Origin of the sequence: Parabacteroides acidifaciens (assembly GCF_003363715.1) — a bacterium.
In the GTDB taxonomy this organism is placed as follows: Bacteria; Bacteroidota; Bacteroidia; order Bacteroidales; family Tannerellaceae; genus Parabacteroides; species Parabacteroides acidifaciens.
In genome coordinates this window covers 1-25,592 of sequence record NZ_QREV01000010.1, presented here as the reverse complement: position 1 = coordinate 25,592, position 25,592 = coordinate 1, and the positions used below count along the sequence as shown (strand labels likewise).

Below are 25,592 nucleotides of genomic sequence, written 5' to 3'. Positions count from 1 at the left end.
TGATGATTTAAAACAAGAGAGATTTATGATGAAGATGTATTTGAAAGAGGCACTTTTGTGCCTGGTGGTATTGTTTACCGCCTGTACTTCTCCGAAGGAAGTCTTGTACCTGCAGGATGTGGAACCGTACAAGCAGCAGGAGATCGAACAAAAGTACAAGGTGATTATCCATAGTGACGACTTGTTGTCGATCATGGTGAATTGTAAGGAGCCGGAGTTGGCTTTGCCGTTTAATATGCCGATGGTGACTTATCAGTTGGGTACGACGGGAGGCGTCTTGAACGGGCAGCAGCGCGTGTTGGGCTATCTGGTGGATGCGAACGGGGATATCGATTTCCCGATCCTCGGAAAGATGCATGTCGAAGGGCTTACGCGTATGCAGCTGACCGACCAGATCAAGGAGAAACTGATTGAAGGCGACCTGATCAAGGACCCGATCGTCACGGTGCAGTTCCTGAACTATAAGATATCGGTGATGGGGGAAGTGGCGCGTCCGGGAAGTTTCAATATTTCGGGAGACCGCATCACGCTGTTGGAAGCGCTCAGTATGGCGGGCGACCTGACCATCTACGGTAAACGTGACCGGGTGGCGGTGATACGCGAGAAAGACGGAAAGCGGACGATCCTCTACCATGACCTCCGTTCGGCCGATCTCTTTAAATCGCCTTGCTATTACTTGCAGCAGAACGATATCGTGTATGTAGAGCCCAATAAGGCGAAAGCGGGGCAGAGCGGCATTAACCAGAATAATTCGGTCGGCGTATGGCTGTCCGGTATATCGGTCCTGGCGTCGGTAATCTCATTGATTGTAACACTCTCTAAATAACAAAAGAATTGCATGGAACCTAATCAGGAATTAGAAAACTTACAGCAGCAGGAAGAGAACGAGCTGAACCTGGGAGATATCATTCAGATCGTACGGGCCAACTGGTATTGGTTTGCTTTGTCGGTAGTGGTCTGTATGTCGGCCGCTTTTGTCTATTTGCAATGGGCCCCCAAACAGTACACACGTACCGCATCGGTCCTGATTAAAGACGACACGAAGGGATCGGGGGCAATGAGCGAGGCATCGGCTTTTTCGGACCTGGGAATGTTTAGCATGAAGAGCAGCGTGGATAACGAGGTACTTGTGTTCCAGTCGAGGCAACTGATGCAGAATGTCGTTAAACGCTTGAAGTTGGATATCAGCTATACGCAGAAAAGGGGATTGAGAACTACGGAACTATATACGCAAAGCCCGGTCCATCTGGAGTTCCCGGATGCGGAGCCGAACCAGCAGTTCCGGTTGGTGGCGACGGCGATAGACGAAGGCAAGGTGGCCTTGTCCGATTTTGAAGCGGATTCAGTGGATGTCTCGGATGCTGTGACGGTAGCGTTGAACGACACGGTGCAGACACCTGTCGGCCGCGTGGTGGTGACGCCTACCTTGTTCTACACGACAGCGTATTTCGGGACGCCGGTGCGGGTGACGAAAAGCGACCTCGACGAGACGGTCTTGCATTTCAACCGGATATTGCAGGTGGCGCTTGCCAGCAAGACGGCGACGATCATCAACCTGACTTTGCAGGACGAATCGATCCAGCGGGCGGAAGATATTGTCAATACCCTGATCGCGATCTATAACGAGGATGTGATAAACGATAAGAACCAGATAACGGTCAACACCTCGGATTTCATTAACGACCGTCTGATCATTATCGAAAAGGAGTTGGGGAACGTGGACTCGCATATCGAATCGTTCAAACGGGAAAACCAACTGACGGATATCGTTTCGGAAACAGGCATGTACCTGAAGGAGAGCAGCGAATACAGCCGCGAGGGATTGAGCTTAGAGAACCAGCTAACGTTGGCCCGGTATATCCGCAGTTACCTGGTCGACCCGTCGAAAGAGGCGGAACTGATACCGGCCAATACGGGCATATCGGATTCGAACGTCGAGTCGCAGATAGGGGAATACAACGCCTTGCTGTTGAAACGGGACCGCCTGGTCAGCAGCAGCAGCAACCGGAACCCGGTGGTCATGAGCCTGAACAGCTCGATACAGGCGATGAAACAGACGATTGTCCGTTCGGTGGACAACCTGATTGTAAGCCTGAACATCCAGATAAAGAATGTCCGTAGCAGGGAGGAACAGAACGTTCGCCGTATCTCGGCCGTGCCGGGACAGCAAAAGCAGGTCCTGTCGATCGAGCGGCAACAGAAAATCAAGGAAGAACTTTATCTCTACTTATTGAATAAACGGGAGGAAAACGCGCTCTCGCAAGCGATCACGGAGAGCAATGCGCGTATCATCGACCCGGCGTCGGGAAGCAAGAAACCGGTGGCTCCGAAGTCGATGATGGTGATGTTGGCTTCCCTGATATTAGGGTGCATGATCCCGGCCGGTGTCTTCTGGATGCAGGCAACGATGGATACGAAGGTGCGTACGCGCAAAGACCTGGAAGGCCGTATGACGATCCCGTTCCTTGGCGAGATCCCGTCACGCGAGAAAAAGGATAAGAATGAGATTGTGGTCCGGGAAGGAGGACGCGACTCCGTATCGGAAGCCTTCCGTATTGTCCGGACGAACATGGACTTCATGCGTGTGAAGGCAAAAGACCTGAAGGTGGTGATGTTCACCTCTTTCAACCCGGGTGCGGGTAAGACGTTCGTTTCGATGAACCTGGCGATGAGCTTTGCCCTGACAAAGAAGAAGGTGGTGCTGGTCGACCTGGATGTCCGGAAAGGAACTTTGACATCGCATACGGCTGGTTCGGGTAAAGGGGTGACGAATTTCCTTTCGGGCAAGGTGACGGATGTGGATGAGATCATCTCAAGAAATGAATTCCATGAGAACCTGGATATTATCCATGCGGGGCCTGTACCGCCCAATCCGGCAGAACTGTTGCTGAGCGACCGTCTGGAAACGCTGATAGCCGGGCTGAAGGAACGGTACGACTATGTGATTCTGGATAACGTGCCGAGCGGGGTCGTGGCGGATGCGGCTATTGTCAACCGGGTAGCGGACCTGACGATCTATGTGATTCGCGCCGGCTTGTTCGACCGCCGCCAGCTGCCGGATCTGGAGCGCATGTACAGGCAGGAGAAACTGCGTAACCTGTGTGTCATATTGAACGGTGTCAATTATAAACGTATCGGTTACGGATATGGCTATGGGTATGGTTACGGGTATGGATATGGTTACGGAAATAAGGAATAGGAATGTTTTCACTTTTTAGCCGGAAGAAAAATATCCTTCAGACCGGATTATTGGAAGGGATGGCGGATGTGCACTGCCATCTGCTTCCCGGTGTGGACGACGGTGTACAGACGGAAGAGGAGGCGATGGCCGCTTTTCGCGCCTTGTCCGATATGGGGGTGGCTTCTTTTTACCTGACTCCCCATGTGATGGAAGATTTGCCCATGAACAACCGCTCTTTCCTGTCGGAAAGGTTCGCGATGCTGCAGGAGATGCTTCCTCCGGGCATTCAGGTGAAGTTGGCGGCGGAGTATATGCTGGATGCGGGGTTTGCTTCCCATCAGAAAGACGGGTATCTAACGATGGGTGACGAGAGGTTGGTGCTGGTCGAGACTTCTTACCTGTCGGCTCCCCCGGAGTTGGACGGGATGTTGTATGACTTGACTGTGAGCGGATATACGCCTCTTATCGCACATCCTGAACGGTATATCTATATGGAGCACGAGAAGTACGTATCGCTGAAAGAGCGCGGGTATAAGTTCCAGTTGAATATCCTGTCACTGGCAGGTTTCTATGGGAAGCAGGCTCTTGATAAGTCTCGCTATCTGTTGAAGAACGGTCTCTATGATTTTGCCGGTTCCGATTTTCATAATTTGGGGAAGTATCGGCGGGGGTTGGAGCATCTGTCTCTCTCTGATTCCGAGCAGGAGGCGTTAAGGATATTACTGAAAAATAATGACGTAATTTTTTTTCATAAGTAATCTTTGCTTTTTAAGCAAGGTTTTAATAGTGAGTTTTGGGAAAGGGGGGCCGTGAGGTTCCCCTTTCTGTTTTACTCAAATAGCTACTGTCAGCGCGTCTCTTTCAACAAGTGTGCGAGTTTTTCGATCAGCCAGGGATCTTGCAATAAGACCTGACCGCGCGGACCTACTGTCTGCGTATTCTTTCAGCTTCACTTTATCCTTTAAAATAAAACTGCCTGTCTACAGATATTGTTTTTGACTGTGGTGTAAAAGTAAGATGTTATTAAACACTTGTCAAATAGGTAATTTCAATACCTGGATAGACTTGTTTTATATTGGGAAAGGAATTGACGCAAAAAGGTAGCTGCGATGGCATTGAGGTGCGGTTACAAGGAGATACGATTTGGTTGAGTCAAAAACTGATGGCCACACTCTTTGATTGTTCTACGGATAATATAGGGCTGCATTTGAAAAACATTTTTAAAGAAGGTGAGTTAGATGAAATTTCAGTTACCGAGTCTTTCTCGGTAACTGCTTTCGATGGGAAAAACTATAATACCAAGCATTATAACCTTGATGCTATTATTGCCGTAGGTTATCGTATAAACAGCAAACGAGCTACAGCATTCTGACGTTACGAGAACTTCTTCGTTTGGACAGAATCGTTTCAATGTATTTGGATTATGCGGAAGAACAAGCTGAGCGACATATCCCTATGTCAATGGAAGATTGGGCAAAGAAGTTAGACGCATTTTTACAGTTTAATGAGTATGACCTACTTAACAATATAGGCACAGTCTCCGCACAAGTTGCCAAAGCATTCGCTGAAAGTGAATTTGAGAAATATCGTATCATTCAAGACCGATTGTTTCAGTCTGATTTTGACAGATATAATACGGGTAATCTACTTGATTTTGATAATACAGAAAAATAAGTCAAACTGTTGAAAATATAACAAAGGTGTCTGACAAGAGCACGAACTCTTGTCAGACACCTTTGTTAATTTCACTTTTATTTCCGGCTGAACCTGTCCAACACCTTTTCCTGGAAATCTTGCATCAGCTCATAGAAGCTCGGGATGAACATCGTTGCAAAGATAGTGTTGACCGCCATACCGAATACGACGGCTGCACCTAATGACAGACGGCTTCCCGCTCCGGCTCCCGTAGCGAACAGCAGAGGCATGACACCCAGCACGAAGGCGAACGAGGTCATCAAGATCGGGCGCAAGCGGACGTGGCCGGCTTCGAGGGCCGATTCGCGTATCGGATTGCCGGCTTTGTGGTAGTCGCGGGCGAACTCGACGATCAGGATACCGTTCTTGGCCGAGAGGGCGATCAGGAGGATGATACCGATCTGCGTATAGATACTGACCGGGACACCCATCACGAAACAGCCCAGGATCGCACCCAACAGGGCGATCGGCAGTCCTAAAATGGCGGCAATCGGGCTTGTCCAGCTTTCATACTGGGCGGAAAGGACCAGGAAGGCGACCAACAGCGCCATGGCAAAGACGAGCATCGTCGTAGAACCGGCTTTCGTCTCCTGGTAGGCGACGGAGGTCCATTCGTATCCGAAATTATCACCCAACTGTTCCTGTACCAGCTCTTCCATGGCCTGTATCGCTTCACCGGAGCTGTATTCCGGGTTGGCGATGCAGGTGATGGAGGCGGACTTATACATATTATAGAGGTTGATCTGGTCCAGCCCCAACTGGTCTTTCACTTCGGTGAAAGCAGAGAAGGGAACCATTTTTCCCGCATTGTTCTCGAGGCTCAGGTGCATGACATCGTCTATGACCTTCTGTGCCTCTCCGTTAGCCTCGATCTTGACCTGGTAGATGCGTCCGAACTCAACGAAGTCGTTGACGTAGGCGGCTCCCATGTAGTAGCTCAACGTAGAGAATACCTGGTTGAGCTGGAGGCCTGACAGCTGCACCTTGTCGCGGTCGATCTCCAGTTTATACTGGGGGACGTTCGCCTGGTACATGCTCGAGAGGCTGAGCAACTGCGGCTTGCTGTGGTAGGTCTGCTGAAGGGTCTCGATGGCATGTTGCATCTCTGTCGGACCGAGGTTCTTACGGTCTTCCAATTGCAGCTGCAAACCGCCCGAAGCACCCAGTCCGGGGATAGCAGGGGGAACCATTGCGAATATCTGGGCTTCCTCGATGCCATAGGCTTCGCGGTTGAAGCGGTTGACGACGGCCGAGGCTGTATGCGCCTTGCCTTTCCGCTCGTCCCAGTTCTTCAGGATTACAAAATAGGTACCGGCATTGGAGAGTTCGCCGCCGCCCATGATGGAGAAACCGTTTACCCCAATATAGGTCTTGACCTCCGGGTAGCTGTCGAGTATCTTGTCTATCTTTTTCCCGACCGCTTCCGTACGGTTCAGGCTGGCAGCCGGAGGGAGCTGAGCGGATACAAGGAAGTAGCCGTCGTCCTCTTCAGGGATGAAGGTGGTCGGCCAGCGCATAAACATGACGATAGCCACGGCGGTTATGACACCGAACACTAACATGGTGACAACCGGATGTTTCAGCATACGGCCGACAATGTCGTCATAGAGGCTCTGCGTCTTGCCGAATACCTTGTTGAATGCTTTGAACACGAAGAACTTCGGCTCTTTGTTGGCTTGCAGGAACAGGGCGCAGAGGGCGGGTGTGAGCGTAAGCGAGTTGAATCCGCTCAGGACGGTGGCTGCTGCAATGGTCAGTGCGAATTGTTTGTACAGCTGTCCGGAGATGCCGCCAATGAAAGTGGTCGGGATAAACACCGCCAGCAGTACTAACACGACACCGACAATCGGGCCGACGATTTCACCCATAGCCTCCGTCACCGCCTCGCGAGCGGTGTATTTCCCCGTGTCCATCAGGCGCGACGAGTTCTCCACCACCACGATCGCATCGTCCACCACAATCGCTATCGCGAGGATCAACCCGAAAAGTGTCAGCGTATTGATCGAGAATCCCAATGCAGACATCACCGCCAACGTCCCGATCAGGGAGACGGGAATGGTGATACAGGGGATGATGACCGCCCGGAAGTTTTGCAGGAAAAGGAAGATCACGAGAATCACAAGCGCGGTCGTTTCGAGGAAGGTGACGAGCACCTCGTCGATGGAAGCGTTGATGACCTGTGTCGTGTCCAAGGTTACATCATAGGTGACGTCTTCCGGCAGGTTGGCGGCCAGCTGTTTCATCTTGTCGCGCACCCCTTTGGCCACTTCGAGCGAGTTGGAGCCGGGTAGCTGGTAGATGGCGATGGCTGCACTCGAATGGCCTTTCAGGCTGGAGGTGACGTTATAGGAAGAGCTGCCCAGTTCGATATGGGCGACGTCTTTCAGCCGTAGGATCTTGCCACCCTCTTCGGTGCGGAGGATGATGTTGCCGAACTCTTCCGGTGTCGTGAGGCGTCCTTTTACGGTCAGCGTGTATTGGAAGGGGTTGTCCGCTTTGGCGATCGGTTGCCCGACATAGCCGGCGGAGACCTGTGTGTTCTGTGTCGAGATGGCCTGGAAGATCATATCGGGAGTCAGGTTCCGGATACGCATGGCGTCAGGGTCGAGCCAGACGCGCATGCTGTAGCTGCCTGCACCCATGACACTGACGGAGCCTACACCCGGCAGGCGGGTCAGTTCGTCGGTCATGTTGAGGTTGGCGTAGTTGCTGAGGTAAAGCCCGTTGTAGATGGGATTCTTGGAGCTTAAAGTCAGCATCATGACGATGTTCGACGATTGTTTCTTAGTCGTGATGCCCTGAACGATCACCGCCTCCGGCAAGCTGCTTTGTGCGATGCTGACACGGTTTTGTACCATGACGGTTGCCATGTCGATGTCTGTCCCGACGGCAAACGTGATGGTCAGCGAATAGGCTCCCGAGCTGGATGAATTGGAACTCATGTATAGCATGCCGTCCACACCGTTCACCTGCTGTTCGATGGGCAGTCCGACAGTCTGTGCGACCGTTTCCGCATCCGCACCCGGATAGACGGCCGAGACTTGTACGGTAGGCGGTGTGATCTCCGGATATTGTGCGATTGGCAATATATGTAGCGTGACCAATCCGGCTACCACCAGGATGAGGGCGAGGACGGTAGCGAATATGGGTCTGTTGATGAAGAATTTTACCATAGCTTTTTATTTTATAGGCTTAATACTCATACCGTCCCTTACTTTCAGCAGGGCTGTTGTCACATAGCGTTCATCCGGGCGGATGCCGCTGACGATCTGCCGGAGCGTGTCGTTCACCAACTGTCCGGCTTCGATGTGGCGATAGCGTACGATGTTCGAGTCGTTGACGATATACAGGAATTTCCCTAACTGGTCGGTACCGATGGAGGCGTCGCGCACCAGGACGGCATCTTTCTGTTCGCTGTAAGGCAGTGTGATGGTGACGTAGAGGCCGCTCTTCAGTTCGCCGTCTTCGTTCTTCAGGTTGGCACGGATGTTCAGCGTCCCGGTCGAGAGGTCGATGTTGGGGGAGAGGTAGTCCAGCGTACCGGTGTAGGTCTGGCGTCCGTCCTGTCCGGCGCGTATGGTGACATGGGTCGGCATCTTGATACTGGGATCGTTCTGTGCGGCAATCAGCTTCATGCGCATGAACTGGTTGTCTTCGATGTTGAAGTTGGCATACATCAGGTCGTCTTTATATAAGGTGGCCAGTGTGACGGGCTGGACGGCTCCGTTGATATAGTTGCCTACGTCATAGCTTGCCCGTGTGACGCGTCCGTCGTAAGGAGCCCGTATGAAGCAATAGCCCAGGTTGGTCCGGGCCGTTTTCAGGGCGGCTTCGGCGTTACGTACGGAGGCTTCCATCTCGGCGGCTGTCGACTGTGCCTGCAAGACCTGTATCTGGCTGACGGCACCGCTTTTGGCGGCTTCTTTCATGCGTTCGTAGTTACTTCGGGCATAATCCACTTGGGCTTTAGCCGTGTTGAGGGCGGCTTCCGCCTGTGTGACATTATTCTGGTAGACCTCCGGCTCGATCACGAATATCAGGTCGCCTTTTTTCACTTTGGCACCCGGCACAAGCTCGGACGATTGCAGATATCCGTTTACACGTGCAACAAGGTTGACCATCCTGTCCGAACTCAGATAGCCCGGATAATCCTTCGTCAAGGTTATATCTTTTACAACCGGCATCGCCACGCTGATCGAAGGCGCCGGCGTTTCCGTCTGCTGTTTCTTCTCCTTGCAGCCTGCCAGCATCACCACTGCCAGCAGCCCCACAATCCCTATTCTAAAATACGTCTTCATCTTCTTATTTTTTAATTCTTAACTTTCAACTTTCAACTCTCAACTTTCAACTATTCTTCAATTCCCCAACCTCCCCCTAACGCCTGATAAAGCTGTATCAGGCTAAGAAGGGAAGATCCTTTCGCCTGTGTCAACTCGTTCTCGTAGGAAAGGAGGGAGCGTTGGGCGTCCAGCACGTTCTGGAAAGGAGTCAACCCCTGTTTATAGAGGTCGAGGGAGAGTTCCAGGGTTTGCTTTCCCTGGTTGACCACTTCCCGGAGGGCAACGATCTGCCGGATCGAGTTTTTGTAGGCGTTCATCGCATTGTCCACTTCCTGGACGGCTGTCAGCACATCCTGGTTGAACTGTCGGATCGACTCGTCGAGTTGGGCTTTGGCAAGCCGTGTGGCCTGTGCCAGTTTACCTCCTTGGAAGAAGCTCCAGGAGATGGACGGGGCGATCTCGTACGTGAGGCTATTGTGGTTCGCCAGTTTATCCAAATCGTGCGATGCGAACCCTACCGAACCGTTTACAAATACCTTTGGCCACCAATCGGATTTGGATGCTCCGAGGGAGGCAGCCTGTGCATTCACCAGCCGTTCGGCTGACCGGATATCCGGACGGCGGAGCAGCAGGTTGGCCGGAATGCCGATACCGACCATCTCGACATACTCCGGCAACGGTTTCTGTGTCTCCATGATCTTACGGGCATCCTGAGGGTAGAGTCCCATCAATACGCCTAATGCGTTTGTGTATTGGATAATCCCGGCTTCCAGCATCGGAAGGGAGGCTTTCGTGTCGTAGTAGACGGATAGGGCCTGTGCTACGTCGAGCTTGGAGACAAGCCCTGTCTCATACCGTTTTTCCGTGATCTTGACGACGGCAAGTTGTGATTGGCAGTTCTTTTTCACAACCTCCACTTCCTGTTGCAGTTCCCGCAGGTTGATGTAGGCGGAGGCTACCTGTGCACAGAGGGACACCATCACGGCATTATAGTCCTCTTTCGAGGCGGCGAAGTTTTCCTTCTGTGCCTTTACACGGTTACGGATACTGCCGAATACGTCGATCTCCCAGTTCATCGAGAGGGTGGCATCGCTGTATTGGGTTGTTGTTCGCGGCAGGCTGCCGGTGTTACCGCTGGTTTGCTGGCGGGTCCAGCCTGCCGAAAACCCGAGGGTGGGCGAGTAGCTGCCTTGTTGGATGCGCAGGTTCGCCTTAGCCATTGCAATGCGGTCTGCCGCCATCAGTACGGAGTAGTTTTGCCGGACGGCCACTTCGATCAGCGAATCCAGTACGGGGTCGTTGAAGTTCTTCCACCACTGGTCGTCTACCGGTAATGTCTGTTGGAAATTACTGTCGTCTTCCTGCCACGCCTCCGGCAATGCGTGATCCAGGTATTTGTGTTCCCCTTGTGCCTGTACCGTCATAGGCAAAATCAGGGAGAGCATAGCATAACACCATGTACGTATGTGCATAACTTTTTTGTTTAGATTTAGCCATTAAAGAACAGACTTATGGTAGAATTGTTTGTCTCTTTTTATTTCTTTCTGTTTATTTTAGCCTCCCTTCCTTCCTTGTCGGGTTGTTTTAATACTGGCAAATAATGGACCTCCTGCAAACCAGATGAATTACAATAACCCCCTGTTTTGACTGTTTTTCTATTTCGTCCGAAATCTTGATCGATTTTGGTTTGACTCTTTTCATGGTTTATCCCCTCCTGGTGGGGTGAGGTGCGCAGCCCGTTCTGAAATGCATTCTTTTTGATTACCGGAAGGCATAAATGCCGACAAAGTGATAAACCTTAACTCCCGGAGAATCGAATATTTGAAAATAAAACGGACGGCGGTTCCAAATATCCCAAGGAAATTTAGGTGCTTTTTTGCCCTTAAAACGGTCATCTTTCCAATTAGGACGGTCGTAAATGCTGGAAACGCTCTAAAAAGGTGAAAAAGTTCCTTTTTGAGGTCAAAAAAAGCCATTAACATTTGTTTTGTTTCGGATGTCTTTCGGGCCTGAAAAATACGTTTTATACAATAAGCCCCCCGGGATAGTTGAAAGTTATAAGGGATCGCATTTAAGAAATAATGAGCCTGTAAATGATGATTTAACAGGATGTGGATAACGGCCCCGTAGGGGCGGTTCGCGAACCGCCCAAATAGCGACGTTGTCTTAGGGCTGTAAGCCCGGCAGATCTCAGCCCAAGGCGTGAGCCTTGGGTTAAGGAAAATGTCTCCCTCCCCCTCTTAGCCCTGTAAGGGCGGCACCGGTAACATCCAGTGTCACAATGTATCGCCCTTATAGGGCTTTGGGCGGTTCGCGAACCGCCCCTACGAGGTCTGTTTGTTTCAAATATGCCAATTTATGAACCATTTCGTTTCAGCAGACTATAGATAAAATGCGGTGCGCAGTTCATTCCGAATACTTATGTATCTTTGCCCATGAATTAAATGAAATTCGAATGGGAAAGAAAGAAGAATATAAGGAACAGAATTTGCTGTTTATGGATGAGATGGCCGGACAGGCGGGAGTTATGAAACTTCCTTGCGGCGTGTTATATAAAGAAATAGAGAAAGGTTCCGGTATGGTTTCGCCGGGGTTGAGTGATGTAGTTTCCGTCCATTATCGCGGCACGTTGATTAACGGACGTGAGTTCGACAACTCCTGGAAACGAGGATATCCGGAGGCTTTCCGGCTGAACCAGGTGATCGAAGGCTGGCAGGAAGCCCTTCGGCACATGCATGTAGGGGACCGTTGGATGATCTATATTCCTTATACGCTTGGATACGGCACACGTGCATCCGGTCCGATCCCCGGTTTCTCTACGCTGGTCTTTGAAGTTGAGCTACTGGGCATTGCCTGATCAGGCGCTCCGTACCGTCTTTTTCAACCTGCGGTAGACATAGATGAACGCTGGAACCAGAAACAGGTCGGCAGCGACCCAAGCTGTCGGGTCACCGAAGCAGACGGCAAGGAACCCGAATACCGGTACGGCAAAGACACTGACCAGTCCGCGAGCTATCATCTCGGACACGCCGGAAAGCATGGCGAGATTGGTGTAGCCCGCTCCTTGTATGGTGTAGCGCAGGATACAAAGCAATCCTAAAATCGGGAAAAAATAGCAGGAGGCATGGAGGAACAAGACCGTGTTTTCCAGTATTTCCGTCTCCGAAGCATCTACGAACAGCAGGGAAATCTTGTCGGAAGCCCACATTAATATGATGAAAGTAACCACGGCATAGAGCATCATCATCAGGGAGCTGGCTTTGATGCCCTGCCAGATACGTTCCGGCTTACCCGCCCCGTAGTTTTGTCCCGCATAGGTCGCCATCGCGATACCCAGGCTTTCAAAAGGACAGATAAAGAACATCTTGATTCGCATGGCGGCGGTAAAGGCGGCTACACAGGCGGTTCCCAGTGCGTTGTTGGCACTTTGCAACATGATACTGCCGATAGCCGTAATCGAGAATTGGAGCCCCATCGGGACGCCTATATACAGTAAGTTCTTTGCCAATGGCAGGCGGAATTTCCGATCTTCGGGAGTCCCTCTTAGAATCGGGAAATGCCGGTACATATAGAAGTAACATAGCAAGGCCGATACGCCTTGTGACACAACGGTTGCAATTCCCGCACCCAACACGCCCCATCCCAGTACGAGGATACAGAAGAGGTCGAGCACGATATTCAATACGGTCGAGAAAAGAAGGAACCAGAATGGCGTTTTGCTGTCTCCAAGTGCACGTATGATACTCGATAGCAGGTTGTAGAAGAACGTACAGGGTACTCCGATAAACGTCACCAACAGGTAAAGATAGGCTCCGCGGAAAATAGTATCCGGCGTCCGCATATTACGCAGAATGTCTGCACAGTAGATACTTGTCAGAATAGCAATAACGACAGACATCAGGGTTGCCAGTTGCAGGCTGACCGCCACATAACGCCTCATTGTCTTGTAATCCCTCGCCCCGAACTTCTGTGCAACCGGAATCCCGAACCCGCAACAACACCCGTTACAGAATCCCAGTATCAGGAACACGACCGACGTACTTGCCCCGATTGCAGCCAAGTCGTTAATCCCTAAGAATTTTCCAACGATAGCGGCATCGACAAGCGAATAGGTTTGTTGCAATATATTTCCAAGCAACAGTGGGAAGGTAAAATTGAGAATAAGCGGAAGGGGAGCTCCCGCCGTCATTTCTTTAGTAGTAGTTGCCATAAATTTGATCCCTAAACAATTTGGGTGCAAATATAGGGAAAAGGTGGAAATGTTGTTTAGATAAGTGTATTTTTTAGTTTTATAAGAAGAAAAAGGTTTCAATGCCGGATTATAAAATATATGACGATAGAATCCAAAAATATCAGTACATTTGCGGAGAATAATTTATAAACGTAAAAACAAATAAACATGAAAAACACAAACTCTGCTTCAAAAGGGTATTTATTCCCTTTGGTTGTAATTGGCGTACTGTTCTTTATGATCGGCTTCGCTTTAGGTATTAACGGATTGATTATTCCGTTCCTGCGTACGGCATTGGATTTGACTACCGCTGAATCCTATCTGGTTCTGGCCGCTACTTTCTCTACATTTGTTATCTTCGGTTATCCCTGCGGGCTTATTATCAAGGCGATCGGGTATAAGAAGACGATGATTCTTTCGTTTCTGTTTTTTGCTGTCGGCCTGTATCTGTTTATCCCGTCTGCTGAGAACCAGAGTTTTGCCATGTTCCTGTTGGCTTCGTTCGTAAGCGGTATCGGTAATACGATGTTGCAGGCGGCTGTAAATCCCTATATTACAATTCTCGGACCGCTGGAAAGCGCTGCTACCCGTATGAGCATGATGGGGATTGCCAATAAGGCGGCTTGGGCGATCGCCCCTATTTTCCTGGGCGTATTCCTGAATCTGGGCGATGTGCAGTTGGATGACATTAAGTTGCCGTTCTACTTTATCTCCGGTATTTTTGTCTTGTTGGGCGTTTTGGTTGCTTTTGTCCCGCTGCCCGAAGTGAAAGCGGAAGGGGAGGACGAGAGTGATGAGGAAGCTTCTTCTTCCTATGCCTCCACAAAGACAAGTATCTGGCAGTTCCCGCACCTGCTGTTAGGTCTGGTGTCTTTGCTGTGTTATGTGGGCGTTGAGACGTTGGCAATGGCAAGTATCGTGGACTATGCCAAATCGATAGGTCTGGCCGACCCGCAGATATATACTTCTTATACGGTGATCGGTATGGTGGCCGGTTATCTGGTCGGCGTATTCTTTATTCCGAAATATCTCTCACAGGAAAAGGCTATGTTTATCTGTGCTATAATAGGTGTGATAAGTTCTTTGCTGGTCGTATTCCTTCCGGTTCATGTTTCCATCTGGTTCGTCGCCCTGTTGGGTCTTGCCAATTCGTTGATGTGGCCGGCTTTGTGGCCGCTTGCCATGAAAGACCTGGGCAAGTTCACCAAGACGGGTTCTTCGCTGTTGGTGATGGCTATCGTGGGTGGCGCTATCTTCCCGTTACTGTTCGGTTGGTTGGCTGATGTGTTCGGCGACTTGCAACAGGCTTACTGGATCTGCTTCCCGGCTTATCTGATGATTTTCTATTACGCGTTGAGCGGGCATAAGATTCGGGTTTGACCTGATAATAATAAATAGATGAAGGGGCTTACACGGCCCCTTTTTTTGTGCCGGTCAGTATCTCCCGGAGAGGTGTGCCGGTTAATCGGCTTTCGACCCAGGCTGTAAAATCGAATGTTTTAAGGAGTTGTTTTTCATATTTGTCTTGTCGGATTAGTGTGATCTCTTTCCGGTATTGCTGCCAAAGTTTTTCCCTGTCTTTTTTATAGACGGGCAACGGATGGGCCATCAGGAAACGGAACAGGAGTTTTTCGGTTCTGTATGTTTGTTTCTCGTAGCGGATATTGCGTTTGATGGAGTTGATTTCGTTTGCAAAAAAGTCATAATTGCCCGATTCCGCCTGTATCAGCAGATTGACAAGACGGGCTGTTTTATAAGAGGGCAATGTGTGGAATGATTTGCCGGAGCCGAATATCTTTTTCATGCTCTTACGGGCTTTTGCCGGTTCTCCCAGGCAAAGATGGAGGATGGCGGAATAAAGGGCCAGCCGCAATTGTGTTTCCGGTCCCGCTGTCGTGGCTTTTTTTGATACAAGTTCGTTGTTCTCTTCTGTGAGATCTGAAGCCGCTTCGAATTGTCCTGTATTGAGCAAGCTTGAAAGTCTATACAAATAGAGGCGGGCTTGCACTTCTATCAGAAATTCCGACGGATAGTCGCCTGTGCTGATTTCTTCGAGTTTGGACAGGAAGAAAGGCATTTCCTGATATAATCCGGCGACGTGCAGGCTATCCAGTACCCCTTCGATGGCGCTGAGATAGTAGATCGGCGGGTTGAGAATCAGATGGCGGTTGGCTTCAAACAGGGTGATCAATTCCTGATAGAAGCGGATGGCGGATTTGTAGTTTCCCGTGTTCAGGTAATAGGTTGCCTGGAACAGCAAGTGAAGCTTACGAGCCTCGAATCCCTGGTAGGAATGGTTGGCAACCAGGTTTAGTTCACTTAAAACAAGATCGTTCAGGTCTTCTTTCTGCTTGTCGGAACGGGCATATCCTTTGTAAGTGATGCGGTGTTTCAGAATGTCATATAATTGCAGGTGGAGGTTGGTGTTGCGGGCGTATTTCATCACGTCGTTAATCTGCATCTGTTTATTTACCAACTCTTTCTCGCTGATACCTTCAAAGCCGAGTGCACTCATATATTTCAGCTCCGTACGGCGGATCAATAGAAGCAGCGGGTCGTTTTCATACGTGACAGCCAGCTTCCGGGCCTTATCTAATTCGTCAAACGCATTGTCGAATAGTTCGCGTTCAAACAAGATACCGGCTTTGGTGATGTAATTGAAAATGGCTGTCTGTATATCCTGCTTTTCACGCAATTGCACAAGGCTGTCCAACAATACCTGGTAGAGATGTTTGGCTGCCATCTCGAAGCTTTTTTCATTTACTTCGTCGCAGAATTTCTCGAATATCTGGTCGGGAGAGATGCCTTCACATATCAGATCATACAGGATCATATAGTTCTTATCCCCGTTTTGCAGATTGGAGCAGAGCCGGATATACCGTTTTTCCGCTTTGGAGAGCGATTGGATCAGTAGAATGATCTGGTTGAGTTTTGTGGCTTGTTTCATGAACTTATCTGCTTGTATATGAGTTTTATTCTTGCAAACTTCTTTTGCAAAAGTAAGATTTGGGTTTATCTTTACAAAAGAATTATGCAGAAAAAGAGAAAAGATATACGATTATATTTGTAACGCTTCATTGTAGACAATTATATTTAATACGAGATACAGGCATGGATACAACACAGTCAATCAGGCAACAAATACTGGTGGTCGGTAGCAGCAATACCGATATGGTCATAAAAGCCGCACATCTGCCCCGGCCGGGCGAGACGATTTTAGGCGGAACCTTCTTCATGAATCCCGGTGGGAAAGGGGCAAACCAGGCAGTTGCCATTGCACGCCTGGGTGGTCCGGTTACTTTTATCTGCAAGACCGGAAGTGATATATTCGGCCATCAGTCGCAACAGCTTTTCGAGGAGGAGGGTATCAATACTTCTTATATATTTTCAGATTCCGAGCATCCTTCCGGTGTGGCGCTGATCACGGTGGACGAGAAGGCCGAAAATTGTATTGTCGTTGCCTCCGGAGCGAATGCCAACCTGATGCCCTCCGATTTGGCCAGGGCGGAGGAGGCCATCGAGCAGGCCGATCTGGTTTTGATGCAGTTGGAGATCCCGATGGAGACAGTCTGTTATGTCGCCGATCTGGCTTGGGAGAAGGGAAAGAAGGTGATCCTGAATCCGGCTCCCGCTCATCCGTTATCAGCCGAACTGCTTCGCCGTTTATACTTGATCACACCGAATGAGACGGAAGCGGAAATGATTTCCGGCGTGAAGATAACAGACGAGTCTTCCGCCTGTGAAGCCGCCCGTGTCCTTTCCGGGATGGGAGTGCAGAACGTGATCATTACACTCGGATCGAAAGGAGCGCTTATCTACTGTGACGGAAAGTCTGAGATTGTCCCGGCTTGGAAAGTGGAGGCTGTCGATACGACGGCAGCCGGCGATGTGTTTAACGGAGCCTTGACCGTAGCCCTTTCCGAATGGCGCGACCTGAAGGAAGCTGCCCGTTTTGCCTGTAAGGCTTCGGCTATATCGGTGACACGTGTAGGGGCGCAATCATCGGCACCTTATCGGAATGAAGTGGATATTTTCGGTTAATATAAATCTTATTTGTTATTATGAAAAAGGCAATATTACAAATGTTGGCTGTTGTTTTGATAGGGGGAGCGATCTCTTGTTCGCAGCAACCGGCCGGACAAAAAGCGGCAACTCTTCCCGAAACATTTACAATCAGCCGGGAAAGATTATTGGATAAGATAAAAGGCGGTTGGGCCGGACAAACGATCGGTTGTACCTATGGCGGACCGACAGAGTTCAGGTATAACGGGACGATGATCCAGGAGTATGTCCCGATTCCTTGGGCGGATGGCTATATCAAGTGGTGGTATGAGAACTCGCCCGGGTTGTATGACGATGTTTATATGGACCTGACGTTTGTCGATGTCTTCGACCGGTTAGGACTGGATGCTCCGGTCGATTCGTTTGCAATGGCTTTTGCAACAGCCGGCTATCCTCTCTGGCATGCGAACCAGTCGGCCCGTTATAATATTCTGCAGGGAATCATGCCGCCCGCTTCCGGGCATTGGTTGAATAATCCTCATGCAGACGATCTGGATTACCAGATAGAGGCGGACTATTCCGGTCTGATGTCGCCGGGAATGCCGAATGCGGCTTCCGAAATATCCGACAAGATCGGACATATCATGAATTATGGGGACGGCTGGTATGGCGGCGTATATGTCGGTGCTATGTATTCGCTTGCCTTCGTGTCGGACGATATCGGATTTATTGTGACGGAAGCACTGAAAACGATACCGGAACAAAGCCGTTACTACGAATGCATGAGCGATGTGATCCGTTGGCATGCAGAATTTCCGGACGATTGGAAACGTACCTGGTTTGAATGCGAAAAGAAATGGAGTGAGGATATCGGTTGTCCGGATGGCGTCTTTGTCCCGTTTAATATCGATGCTGTTATTAACAGTGCTTATATCCTGATCGGGCTGTTGTATGGCGAGGGTGATTTCTTCAAGACAATGGATATTGCCACCCGTTGCGGCCAGGACTCGGACTGTAATCCTGCTTCGGCAGCCGGTATCTTAGGAACTGTCCTGGGCTATAGCGGGATTCCGGAATACTGGCTGACGAATCTCAAGGAGGTGGAGGATTTGAATTTTGCCTATACGGATATATCGCTGAACCGGACTTATGAGATGTCATTCAAGCAGGCCTTGCAGATGATCGAACGGAATGGTGGAAAGGTAGGGGAAAAAGAGGTCACGATTGCTTGTCAATCGCCAGTTCCGGTGCGTTATGAGAAAGCGTTTGAAGGATTATTTCCCCAAAATCTCATTCGTGTGAATAAACAAGTAACCGATGTCGGGGAGATTGTGCTCGACGGAACAGGAATCGTATTCAAAGGATATGTACGGGCTGCCGATGAGCGTTATGTTGCCCGCGTCGAAATGTATATGGACGGCGAATGTGTCGAAACGGCTAATCTGCCTGCCGCTTCCAGAACCCGCAGAAATGATTTGTTCTGGAAATATCAGATTCCCAAAGGAAAGCATATCTTTACATTCAAATGGCTGAATCCGGCACCGGATGCTTCCGTTCATTTTAATGAGGCATTGGTCTATTCTGATGCGCCTCTTCAAGTTGTTCATCAATAAATTATAATACCATGAAGAAATCAATTCTTTTTATCTGTTTGGCCGCACTATTGGCTGCCTGTACCGGTAAGCCGGCGGCAACAACCGCAGAAGAGCCGGCTGCACAACCTGTCAACCTGATACTGGATACCGACCTGGGACCGGATTATGACGATGTAGGGGCAATGGCCCTGATGCATGCGCTGGCCGATAGCGGGCAGGTGAATATTCTGGCGACTGTTTCTTCCAATAAGGATGAGAATGTCGTGCCTTGTATCGAAGTGTTGAATACCTATTTCAAGCGGCCGGATATCCCTGTCGGAGCTCCGAAAAGTGAAGGGGGCGCCTCCTTGACTACCTGGCATAAGGTTAAATGGACGGAAGCGCTTCCCGCCAACTATCCGCATAAGACAGCTAAAACATCGGATGCTCCCGATGCAGTGAAGGTGTATCGCCGGATTTTGAGTGCACAGCCCGATAACAGTGTCGTGGTTTGTACGATCGGCTTTTTCACAAACCTGAAAGATCTTTTGCTCTCGCAGGGTGACGAATACAGTCCTCTTTCCGGCCGCGAGTTGGTGGCTAAGAAGGTGAAACGTTTGGTTTCGATGGCTGGTTTCTTTCCGGAAGGGAAAGAGTTTAATGTTTATTGTGATGTCCCGTCTTCCCGTGTAGTGGCAGAACAGTGGCCTACGGAAATCGTATTCAGTGGCTGGAAGATCGGGAATGTGATCCTTACCGGAAAGAAGCTCGTTCAGATGAATGTGGAGAACAGCCCGGTGAAAGAGGCCTATTCCCTCTGTTTTGCCGAAGGTGATCCGGATGGGCGGATGAGTTGGGACCTTACGGCTGTATTGGTTGCTATCAAAGGATATGAACCCTATTACAATGTAGAGCGCGGAACTTTCCGTGTCGTGGACGATGAAGGAACGAATAGCTGGACACCGGACGAGAGAGGCAGGGACCTTCGCCTGATAGAGAAAGTGCCGCCGACGGAAATGGCGGCTTTGATCGAGAATTACATGATGCATCAACCTGTTTCAAAATAAGAATATTATGTTTATAGTACAAGATTATTCGTTGGCGATCCTGTTCTGCGTTGTAACAATGCTCTGTTGGGGATCGTGGGGAAATACGCAGAAGCTGGCTTCCAGAACGTGGCGGTATGAGTTCTTTTACTGGGATTATGTGATCGGAGTTTTGCTCTTTTCCATATTGTCCGCCTTTACGTTAGGAAGCATCGGCACTGAAGGACAGAGCTTCTTGCCCAATCTGGCACAAGCCGATATGGGCTCGCTGGGAAGCGCTTTCCTGGGGGGTATCGTTTTTAATGCTGCCAATATCCTCTTGTCGGCGGCTATTGCGATATGCGGGATGTCGGTCGCTTTCCCGGTAGGGATCGGGTTGGCATTAGTGTTGGGCGTATTGGTCAACTATTTCGGGGCGGCCAAAGGTGAACCGATGTATATCTTTATCGGCGTGGCATTGATCACTGTTGCCATCCTCCTGAACGGGCTGGCCTATAAAAAAGCATTGGTCGGCTCGAAGAAGGTTTCCGGAAAGGGTATCTTCATTTCTGTTGCCGCAGGTGTAATCATGGCTTTCTTCTACCGTTTCGTTGCCGCTTCGATGGACCTGGGGAATTTTGCCAATCCGGCTCCGGGCAAGCTGACTCCCTATACGGCAGTCTTTATCTTCTCCCTGGGTGTGTTTATCAGTAATTTCCTGTTCAATACGATAGCGATGAAACGTCCGGTGGAAGGCGCTCCGGTATCCATCTCCGGTTATTTCAAAGGAAATGCCAAAACGCACCTTGTCGGTATGTTGGGCGGTGTAATCTGGTGTATCGGGCAGTCTTTCAGTATGATCGCATCCGAAAAGGCAGGAGCTGCCATCTCTTACGGTTTGGGACAGGGGGCAACCTTAGTCTCTGCTTTGTGGGGGATTTTGATCTGGCATGAGTTTAAGGGAGCTCCGCGTTCGTCGGACTATCTGAATGCCGGAATGTTTGTCCTGTTTGTGATCGGTTTAGGATTTTTGATCTATGCCGGAGCATAATAATATCCCGTTTTTACCTTCCCGATAGTTATTTATCGGGAAAAAGCCTTACATTTGTCTTAGTTTCTTGTTTAATGGATATGTACAAAACTAAAAAGTAGGCTTATGAAAGAGGATAATGACATTTTCAAGAAGTTCCGGGACTCTTTTAGTAGGATTGACGGACATTTCCATATATTAGAACAGCGTGTACCGGTAGAACGGCAGATGGAATATTTTAAATATTCTGAGAAGATCAGGAAAGATAAAGACAAGCCGGATATCTCGAATATGGATTTTACCATTTTCGAAAATAGTCTGGATGATCCCGAATCGTCTACGGAACATAAGAGATATGTATTGTCCATGCTGGCTACTTCCCGTAAGGTGAAAGCTTACCGGATCCTGGAAGAATATGCGCAGGCCCCTGATCCGGATGTGGCGGATTGGGCTTATATGGCGTTAATGGAGAGCCGTATCGCGTTGGAGTCCGAACTGTCTGACGAGAAGCAGGTTTATATCTCCACCGGTTTGGGTGGAAAAGGAGAGAAGTTACGTTTTTATGTCCTGATCCTGGCGAATGAACTGAAGCCGTTTCAGGATTATCAGCGGACAGTGATCGAACGTGAGTTTCCGTATTCCCTCGGGAAAGCGGACTGTGAGATCGAACGGTTGACAATCAATGAGAATTATTTGGAGCTGGTTTTTCTGATTCCGGTCCGGACTGATATCAAGTTGACGCTTGATCTGGTGATCGGCGAATGTAACCAGTATGGAAACTTCCTTTCCGATGTCTTCACAATCACAAATGTGAAGGAATTGTCGGCGGAGGAAGTGGACGAGATTATAAAGAAGAATGGAGGAAACAGTCAAGCAAGCCATTAAATATGGCATAGTTGGAGTAAGTAATACGGTAATAACCGCCGTTGTCATCTGGGTTATGATGAAGTTGTTCGGGTGTTCGGATGTAGTCTCGAACGTAGTCGGTTATGTGGCAGGCGTATTAAATAGTTTTATATGGAATAAGCAATGGACATTCCGGAGCTCGGCAGGATGGATCGGCAGTGCCGTCCGTTTTGGCGTAGTGTTCGGAGTGTGCTATTTGCTGCAGTTGGGATTGTTAGTGTATGTCCTGAATCCCTGCCTGCCGATCGATCCGTATTATAACCAGTTGATAGCAATGGCTTTCTATACGGTGATTAATTTTATAATGAATAAGTTCTATACGTTTAAGGCTTAAATGCAGATGAAGAAACTTGCGGTTATAGTTCCCTGTTATAACGAGGAATTGGTTATTGCCGAATCGTACCGGCGTACACGGGAAGCGTTGAGACAGCTTCCGGTTCAAACGGAAATTATTTACATCAACGACGGTAGCCGGGATCGCACGCGTGTGATGCTGAACGAGATTGCAGCAACCGATCCGCAGGTGAAAGTGATCCATTTCTCCCGCAACTTCGGCCACCAGCCGGCAGTGACGGCAGGCATCAATAATTGTGATGCCGACCTGGCTGTTATCCTGGATGCCGATATGCAAGACCCTCCTGAACTGATCTCCGATATCCTGGCTTTGCAAGAGAAGGAAGAGGCTAACGTGGTCTATTGTGTCCGCAAGTCGAGGGAAGGTGAGGGGCTTTTTAAGAAAATTACAGCGAAAGCCTTTTATCGTATGCTCAACTATATGAGTGATGTCAGCTTCCCTTTGGATACGGGCGATTTCCGTATGATAGACCGTAAAGTGATGGACCAGTTCGACCGTTTCCAGGAGCGGGGTAAATATATTCGCGGGCTGATCAGCTGGGTGGGTTTTAAGCAAGTTCCCTTTTATTACGAGCGTGAGGCGCGTATTGCCGGCGAGACGAAATACCCGTTTAGCAAGATGTGGAAGTTTGCCACGACTGCCATGCTCTATTTCTCCAAGAAGCCGCTGCGACTGGCTACGAGCCTGGGATTTATAGCCGTGCTGGTCGGTATCGTATTGGCAATCTGGTTTACCTTAGGCAAGATATACGGTTTCAGCAAAGCCGAAACAGGCTGGACATCCATCATGACTTCCGTCATTTTCTTTGGTGGCGTCCAATTGCTGACAGTCGGGGTGTTAGGACAATACGTCGGAATCCTGTTTGATGAAATCAAAGCACGTCCGGAATATATCATCGATGAGAAGATGAACTTCTAAACAAGGAGGCTTAAACCGTTGAATAGCCTTCCGATTTGATTTTGCTCATGGGAACAGGACGGGGATAACCGTTCTCGTTAATGGATGCGATGGTGACTACCTCACACTGCTGTAGCATCTGTTCAGCCTTCTCTTTGATTTCTTTCATATTTTCATTCTTTATAAGTGATTATGTAAATCTTATTTTATCGGGTAATAAACGGACGGATCGCCGCGCAGACTTGGCTGACTGTCCGGCGGATGTTTGCTTTGGCAAACTCCGGTTGCATCGCTTTTTCTAATGAGATCGGGCCTGGCGTGATAGAGAATACTCCCTGGAAACCTGCCCGGTTCATCTTTTCCGTATCTTCTATGCTTCCGGCTATCACGATGACGGGAATATTCTGTTTCTGTGCCTCTTTCAGGATACCGGAAGGGACTTTCCCCATGGCCGTTTGCCCGTCTACCCGTCCTTCACCGGTGATAACCAGATCGGCCCCTTTTACCTTTTCTTCAAAATCCAGTGCTTCGAGCATCAGGCGGATACCCGGCTTCAATTCGGCATTCAGGAATGCGAGGAAACCGCCGCCCATGCCTCCGGCTGCTCCGGCTCCGGGGTAATCGGCAATCTCTTTGCCTGTTACTGACCGGATGACTTGTGCAAGAGAACGCATACCGGCGTCCAGTTCTTTCACCATATCGGAATCAGCCCCTTTTTGAGGGGCGAAGATATAAGCCGCCCCATCAGGACCGCAGAAAGGATTCTCCACGTCGCAGGCAATTGTGAAATGTGCCTCTTTTAAGGCCGGATGAACAGCAGACGTATCTATGGCTGCCACTTCCGACATAATCCTTCCACCTATTCCCAACGGATTACCATCCCTGTCCAGAAAGCGGAATCCTAACGCTTGCAGCATTCCCAGTCCGGCATCGTTGGTTGCACTGCCTCCGATACCGACAATGAACTTGCGGCAACCTCGCCGGAGTGCATCGAGGATCAGTTCGCCTGTCCCGTAGGTCGTAGTTAGCATCGGGTTTCTTTTCTCCCGCGGCACGAGTGGCAGTCCGCTGACTGTCGCCATCTCGATCAAAGCTGTCCGTCCGTCCCCCGAGAGGCCGTATCTGCCTTCTACGGGGTCCATCAGAGGACCGTGTACCGTCAGGCTTTCGTACGTCCCGTTTGTCGTGGAAAGAAGTACATCCAACATACCTTCGCCTCCGTCGGCGATAGGGAAAAGAAGTGTTTCACAATCCCGAAAGACCGCCTTTATTCCTGCCTCCGCCGCTTTCCCGGCCTCTTCAGTGGTCAGGCAACCTTTGAAGGAGTCCATAGCTATTACTACTTTATTCATTTCTTCCGTCTTATTTAAGTATCAGATAACTTGAGTGTTCAAATATATCTAAAGTTTGTGGAATGTTTTCAATGTTATCTTTTATTTGTGAAATATTCCTCCATTAGCAAAAGAGCCTTTTGTATTTCCTTAGTTGGTGTTTTACGGGTTTTCTTTTGAAATCCATTAAACAAAACAATAAGTTGACCCTCGTCAAAACAGCAGAAGATACGGACGATATCCCTATCCGCTTCTATGCGTATTTCATATAGTCCTTTAGCCCCTTCTATATGTTTTAGGAATTGTTTGGATACACGTGATTCATAACGTATTAAATCGAACACAAACTTTATTTTCTTTTGTATAGGGAAGCGCTGTTCCTTGATAAACTCTTTAGCGTAATTGCCATAAAAGAAGATATTACGTATATTTTCCATAGTTTCAGTTTGTTTTTCTTTGTTGCTATAAAATGGTAAAACTAAGTTTTTTGCCTAAGGCCCTGAATAAATCGAATAGTGTTGTAATCCCGACGTCAATCTTTCCATTTTCTATAAGAGAAAGATCACTTCGTTTCAAACCGACCTTTTCGGCAAGTTCCTGTTGAGTTAACCCTGCTTCTTTTCTGGCCAGTTTCAATCGTTCGCTAATACGAAAAAATTCGCTTTCCTTCTCAAGTTGTTCGCGTAGAGGAGTTCCGGTAGCACCAAAGAGTTCATCTTGTACTTCGTCCCAACTTTGGCAGTTGTTTGGTTGTAAATAAGTTGTCATAGTCAATTCTTTATTGTTTTTATCTCTGAGACAAAAGTATTTATAATTTGTGACATAACCAATAGTGAATATATTATATGGTTTATAATCATTTCTTTTTTTCTCAGAAAGGTCTTTGCCGGCCACCAGCTAATGCCAGGAATAGATATCCGGAAAGGAAAACAATTGTCTGTAACTATAAAAACAATTATTTTTGAATGCGAAATAAATTGCTTTTAACTACACTGACAATTGCTTTCCGGCTCACCCGATATTTCTTGGGGGTCGTTCTTTTAGATTTTCCTTACAATGCTTACATTTGTCTCATGACAGATCCG

At 49.1% G+C, this 25,592-nt stretch carries 20 protein-coding genes and 2 pseudogenes; 13 read left to right on the top strand and 9 right to left on the bottom strand.

The annotated features are described in order from the left end of the window. The first annotated feature begins 25 nt into the window (after positions 1-25). The 4 genes and pseudogenes from DWU89_RS06200 (at position 26) to rhuM (ending at position 4,855) form a co-directional block, all read left to right on the top strand. Complete coding sequence (locus tag DWU89_RS06200) at positions 26-826, top strand: polysaccharide biosynthesis/export family protein (RefSeq protein WP_244205865.1); 801 nt, start codon at positions 26-28, stop codon at positions 824-826. A gap of 12 nt (positions 827-838) precedes the next feature. Beyond that, complete coding sequence (locus DWU89_RS06195; protein ID WP_115498770.1) at positions 839-3,199, top strand: GumC family protein; 2,361 nt, start codon at positions 839-841, stop codon at positions 3,197-3,199. A 2-nt stretch (positions 3,200-3,201) separates the two neighbouring features. Next, the gene (locus tag DWU89_RS06190; RefSeq protein ID WP_115498769.1) at positions 3,202-3,939 is read left to right on the top strand and encodes a tyrosine-protein phosphatase; all 738 of its coding nucleotides are present in this window, start codon (positions 3,202-3,204) and stop codon (positions 3,937-3,939) included. Between the two features lie 314 nt (positions 3,940-4,253). Next, positions 4,254-4,855: pseudogene (gene rhuM, locus DWU89_RS20865) on the top strand (RhuM family protein). A 77-nt stretch (positions 4,856-4,932) separates the two neighbouring features. Here rhuM and DWU89_RS06170 read toward each other — a convergent pair. The 3 genes from DWU89_RS06170 to DWU89_RS06160 are packed head-to-tail and all read right to left on the bottom strand — an operon-like array spanning position 4,933 to position 10,628. Next, positions 4,933-8,049: an efflux RND transporter permease subunit gene (locus DWU89_RS06170; RefSeq protein WP_115498767.1), complete on the bottom strand. Its 3,117-nt coding sequence runs from the start codon at positions 8,047-8,049 to the stop codon at positions 4,933-4,935. Positions 8,050-8,055: 6 nt separating this feature from the next. Further along, positions 8,056-9,174, bottom strand: a complete 1,119-nt coding sequence (locus DWU89_RS06165) for an efflux RND transporter periplasmic adaptor subunit (protein WP_115498766.1) — start codon at positions 9,172-9,174, stop codon at positions 8,056-8,058. A gap of 50 nt (positions 9,175-9,224) precedes the next feature. Next, positions 9,225-10,628, bottom strand: coding sequence for an efflux transporter outer membrane subunit (locus DWU89_RS06160; RefSeq protein ID WP_115498765.1), 1,404 nt, complete (start codon positions 10,626-10,628; stop codon positions 9,225-9,227). 983 nt (positions 10,629-11,611) lie between these two features. Between DWU89_RS06160 and DWU89_RS06150 the strand changes: the two genes are divergently transcribed. Further along, on the top strand, positions 11,612-12,013 hold the full coding sequence (locus DWU89_RS06150; RefSeq protein WP_115498763.1) for an FKBP-type peptidyl-prolyl cis-trans isomerase: 402 nt from the start codon (positions 11,612-11,614) through the stop codon (positions 12,011-12,013). Here DWU89_RS06150 and DWU89_RS06145 read toward each other — a convergent pair whose 3' ends face one another. After that, the gene (locus DWU89_RS06145) at positions 12,014-13,366 is read right to left on the bottom strand and encodes an MATE family efflux transporter (protein ID WP_115498762.1); all 1,353 of its coding nucleotides are present in this window, start codon (positions 13,364-13,366) and stop codon (positions 12,014-12,016) included. A 189-nt stretch (positions 13,367-13,555) separates the two neighbouring features. Between DWU89_RS06145 and gluP the strand changes: the two genes are divergently transcribed. Beyond that, positions 13,556-14,767 carry a glucose/galactose MFS transporter gene (gene gluP, locus DWU89_RS06140; protein ID WP_115498761.1) on the top strand — a complete coding sequence of 404 codons (1,212 nt, stop codon included), beginning with the start codon at positions 13,556-13,558 and terminating at the stop codon, positions 14,765-14,767. A 28-nt stretch (positions 14,768-14,795) separates the two neighbouring features. Here the strand turns inward: gluP and DWU89_RS06135 are convergent, their stop codons facing one another. Then, positions 14,796-16,334: a hypothetical protein gene (locus DWU89_RS06135; protein ID WP_115498760.1), complete on the bottom strand. Its 1,539-nt coding sequence runs from the start codon at positions 16,332-16,334 to the stop codon at positions 14,796-14,798. Positions 16,335-16,498: 164 nt separating this feature from the next. Here DWU89_RS06135 and rbsK point away from each other — a divergent pair, with 164 nt between their 5' ends. From rbsK to DWU89_RS06100, 7 genes are all read left to right on the top strand, one after another. Beyond that, positions 16,499-17,428: a ribokinase gene (gene rbsK / locus DWU89_RS06130; protein WP_115498759.1), complete on the top strand. Its 930-nt coding sequence runs from the start codon at positions 16,499-16,501 to the stop codon at positions 17,426-17,428. A 20-nt stretch (positions 17,429-17,448) separates the two neighbouring features. Beyond that, positions 17,449-19,002 carry an ADP-ribosylglycohydrolase family protein gene (locus DWU89_RS06125; protein WP_115498758.1) on the top strand — a complete coding sequence of 518 codons (1,554 nt, stop codon included), beginning with the start codon at positions 17,449-17,451 and terminating at the stop codon, positions 19,000-19,002. A gap of 11 nt (positions 19,003-19,013) precedes the next feature. Then, a complete protein-coding gene (locus tag DWU89_RS06120) occupies positions 19,014-20,030 on the top strand; it encodes a nucleoside hydrolase (RefSeq protein WP_115498757.1) in 1,017 nt (338 codons plus the stop codon). Between the two features lie 7 nt (positions 20,031-20,037). Next, entirely contained in the window at positions 20,038-21,039 is a 1,002-nt protein-coding gene (locus DWU89_RS06115) for a GRP family sugar transporter (RefSeq protein WP_115498756.1), read from the top strand. 105 nt (positions 21,040-21,144) lie between these two features. Further along, entirely contained in the window at positions 21,145-21,903 is a 759-nt protein-coding gene (locus DWU89_RS06110) for a hypothetical protein (RefSeq protein ID WP_115498755.1), read from the top strand. Further along, entirely contained in the window at positions 21,875-22,258 is a 384-nt protein-coding gene (locus tag DWU89_RS06105) for a GtrA family protein (protein ID WP_115498754.1), read from the top strand. The genes DWU89_RS06110 and DWU89_RS06105 overlap by 29 nt, the downstream gene beginning before the upstream one ends. A gap of 6 nt (positions 22,259-22,264) precedes the next feature. After that, the gene (locus DWU89_RS06100; RefSeq protein WP_115498845.1) at positions 22,265-23,197 is read left to right on the top strand and encodes a glycosyltransferase family 2 protein; all 933 of its coding nucleotides are present in this window, start codon (positions 22,265-22,267) and stop codon (positions 23,195-23,197) included. A 13-nt stretch (positions 23,198-23,210) separates the two neighbouring features. Here DWU89_RS06100 and DWU89_RS06095 read toward each other — a convergent pair. The 4 genes and pseudogenes from DWU89_RS06095 to DWU89_RS06080 all read right to left on the bottom strand — a co-directional run. After that, positions 23,211-23,345: pseudogene (locus DWU89_RS06095) on the bottom strand (pyridoxamine 5'-phosphate oxidase family protein); the annotation flags it as partial. A gap of 37 nt (positions 23,346-23,382) precedes the next feature. After that, positions 23,383-24,528, bottom strand: coding sequence for a glycerate kinase family protein (locus DWU89_RS06090; protein ID WP_115498753.1), 1,146 nt, complete (start codon positions 24,526-24,528; stop codon positions 23,383-23,385). Between the two features lie 74 nt (positions 24,529-24,602). Next, on the bottom strand, positions 24,603-24,944 hold the full coding sequence (locus DWU89_RS06085; protein WP_115498752.1) for a type II toxin-antitoxin system RelE/ParE family toxin: 342 nt from the start codon (positions 24,942-24,944) through the stop codon (positions 24,603-24,605). Between the two features lie 25 nt (positions 24,945-24,969). Then, entirely contained in the window at positions 24,970-25,275 is a 306-nt protein-coding gene (locus tag DWU89_RS06080) for a helix-turn-helix domain-containing protein (protein ID WP_115498751.1), read from the bottom strand. Positions 25,276-25,592 lie beyond the last annotated feature (317 nt).

What these genes read in the sequence shown, in the direction of transcription:
- DWU89_RS06200 (WP_244205865.1), top strand. Translation starts at nt 26, where the DNA reads ATGATGAAGATGTATTTGAAAGAGGCACTTTTGTGCCTGGTGGTATTG.
- DWU89_RS06195 (WP_115498770.1), top strand. Translation starts at nt 839, where the DNA reads ATGGAACCTAATCAGGAATTAGAAAACTTACAGCAGCAGGAAGAGAAC.
- DWU89_RS06190 (WP_115498769.1), top strand. Translation starts at nt 3,202, where the DNA reads ATGTTTTCACTTTTTAGCCGGAAGAAAAATATCCTTCAGACCGGATTA.
- DWU89_RS06170 (WP_115498767.1), bottom strand. Translation starts at nt 8,049, where the DNA reads ATGGTAAAATTCTTCATCAACAGACCCATATTCGCTACCGTCCTCGCC.
- DWU89_RS06165 (WP_115498766.1), bottom strand. Translation starts at nt 9,174, where the DNA reads ATGAAGACGTATTTTAGAATAGGGATTGTGGGGCTGCTGGCAGTGGTG.
- DWU89_RS06160 (WP_115498765.1), bottom strand. Translation starts at nt 10,628, where the DNA reads ATGCACATACGTACATGGTGTTATGCTATGCTCTCCCTGATTTTGCCT.
- DWU89_RS06150 (WP_115498763.1), top strand. Translation starts at nt 11,612, where the DNA reads ATGGGAAAGAAAGAAGAATATAAGGAACAGAATTTGCTGTTTATGGAT.
- DWU89_RS06145 (WP_115498762.1), bottom strand. Translation starts at nt 13,366, where the DNA reads ATGGCAACTACTACTAAAGAAATGACGGCGGGAGCTCCCCTTCCGCTT.
- gluP (WP_115498761.1), top strand. Translation starts at nt 13,556, where the DNA reads ATGAAAAACACAAACTCTGCTTCAAAAGGGTATTTATTCCCTTTGGTT.
- DWU89_RS06135 (WP_115498760.1), bottom strand. Translation starts at nt 16,334, where the DNA reads ATGAAACAAGCCACAAAACTCAACCAGATCATTCTACTGATCCAATCG.
- rbsK (WP_115498759.1), top strand. Translation starts at nt 16,499, where the DNA reads ATGGATACAACACAGTCAATCAGGCAACAAATACTGGTGGTCGGTAGC.
- DWU89_RS06125 (WP_115498758.1), top strand. Translation starts at nt 17,449, where the DNA reads ATGAAAAAGGCAATATTACAAATGTTGGCTGTTGTTTTGATAGGGGGA.
- DWU89_RS06120 (WP_115498757.1), top strand. Translation starts at nt 19,014, where the DNA reads ATGAAGAAATCAATTCTTTTTATCTGTTTGGCCGCACTATTGGCTGCC.
- DWU89_RS06115 (WP_115498756.1), top strand. Translation starts at nt 20,038, where the DNA reads ATGTTTATAGTACAAGATTATTCGTTGGCGATCCTGTTCTGCGTTGTA.
- DWU89_RS06110 (WP_115498755.1), top strand. Translation starts at nt 21,145, where the DNA reads ATGAAAGAGGATAATGACATTTTCAAGAAGTTCCGGGACTCTTTTAGT.
- DWU89_RS06105 (WP_115498754.1), top strand. Translation starts at nt 21,875, where the DNA reads ATGGAGGAAACAGTCAAGCAAGCCATTAAATATGGCATAGTTGGAGTA.
- DWU89_RS06100 (WP_115498845.1), top strand. Translation starts at nt 22,265, where the DNA reads ATGAAGAAACTTGCGGTTATAGTTCCCTGTTATAACGAGGAATTGGTT.
- DWU89_RS06090 (WP_115498753.1), bottom strand. Translation starts at nt 24,528, where the DNA reads ATGAATAAAGTAGTAATAGCTATGGACTCCTTCAAAGGTTGCCTGACC.
- DWU89_RS06085 (WP_115498752.1), bottom strand. Translation starts at nt 24,944, where the DNA reads ATGGAAAATATACGTAATATCTTCTTTTATGGCAATTACGCTAAAGAG.
- DWU89_RS06080 (WP_115498751.1), bottom strand. Translation starts at nt 25,275, where the DNA reads ATGACAACTTATTTACAACCAAACAACTGCCAAAGTTGGGACGAAGTA.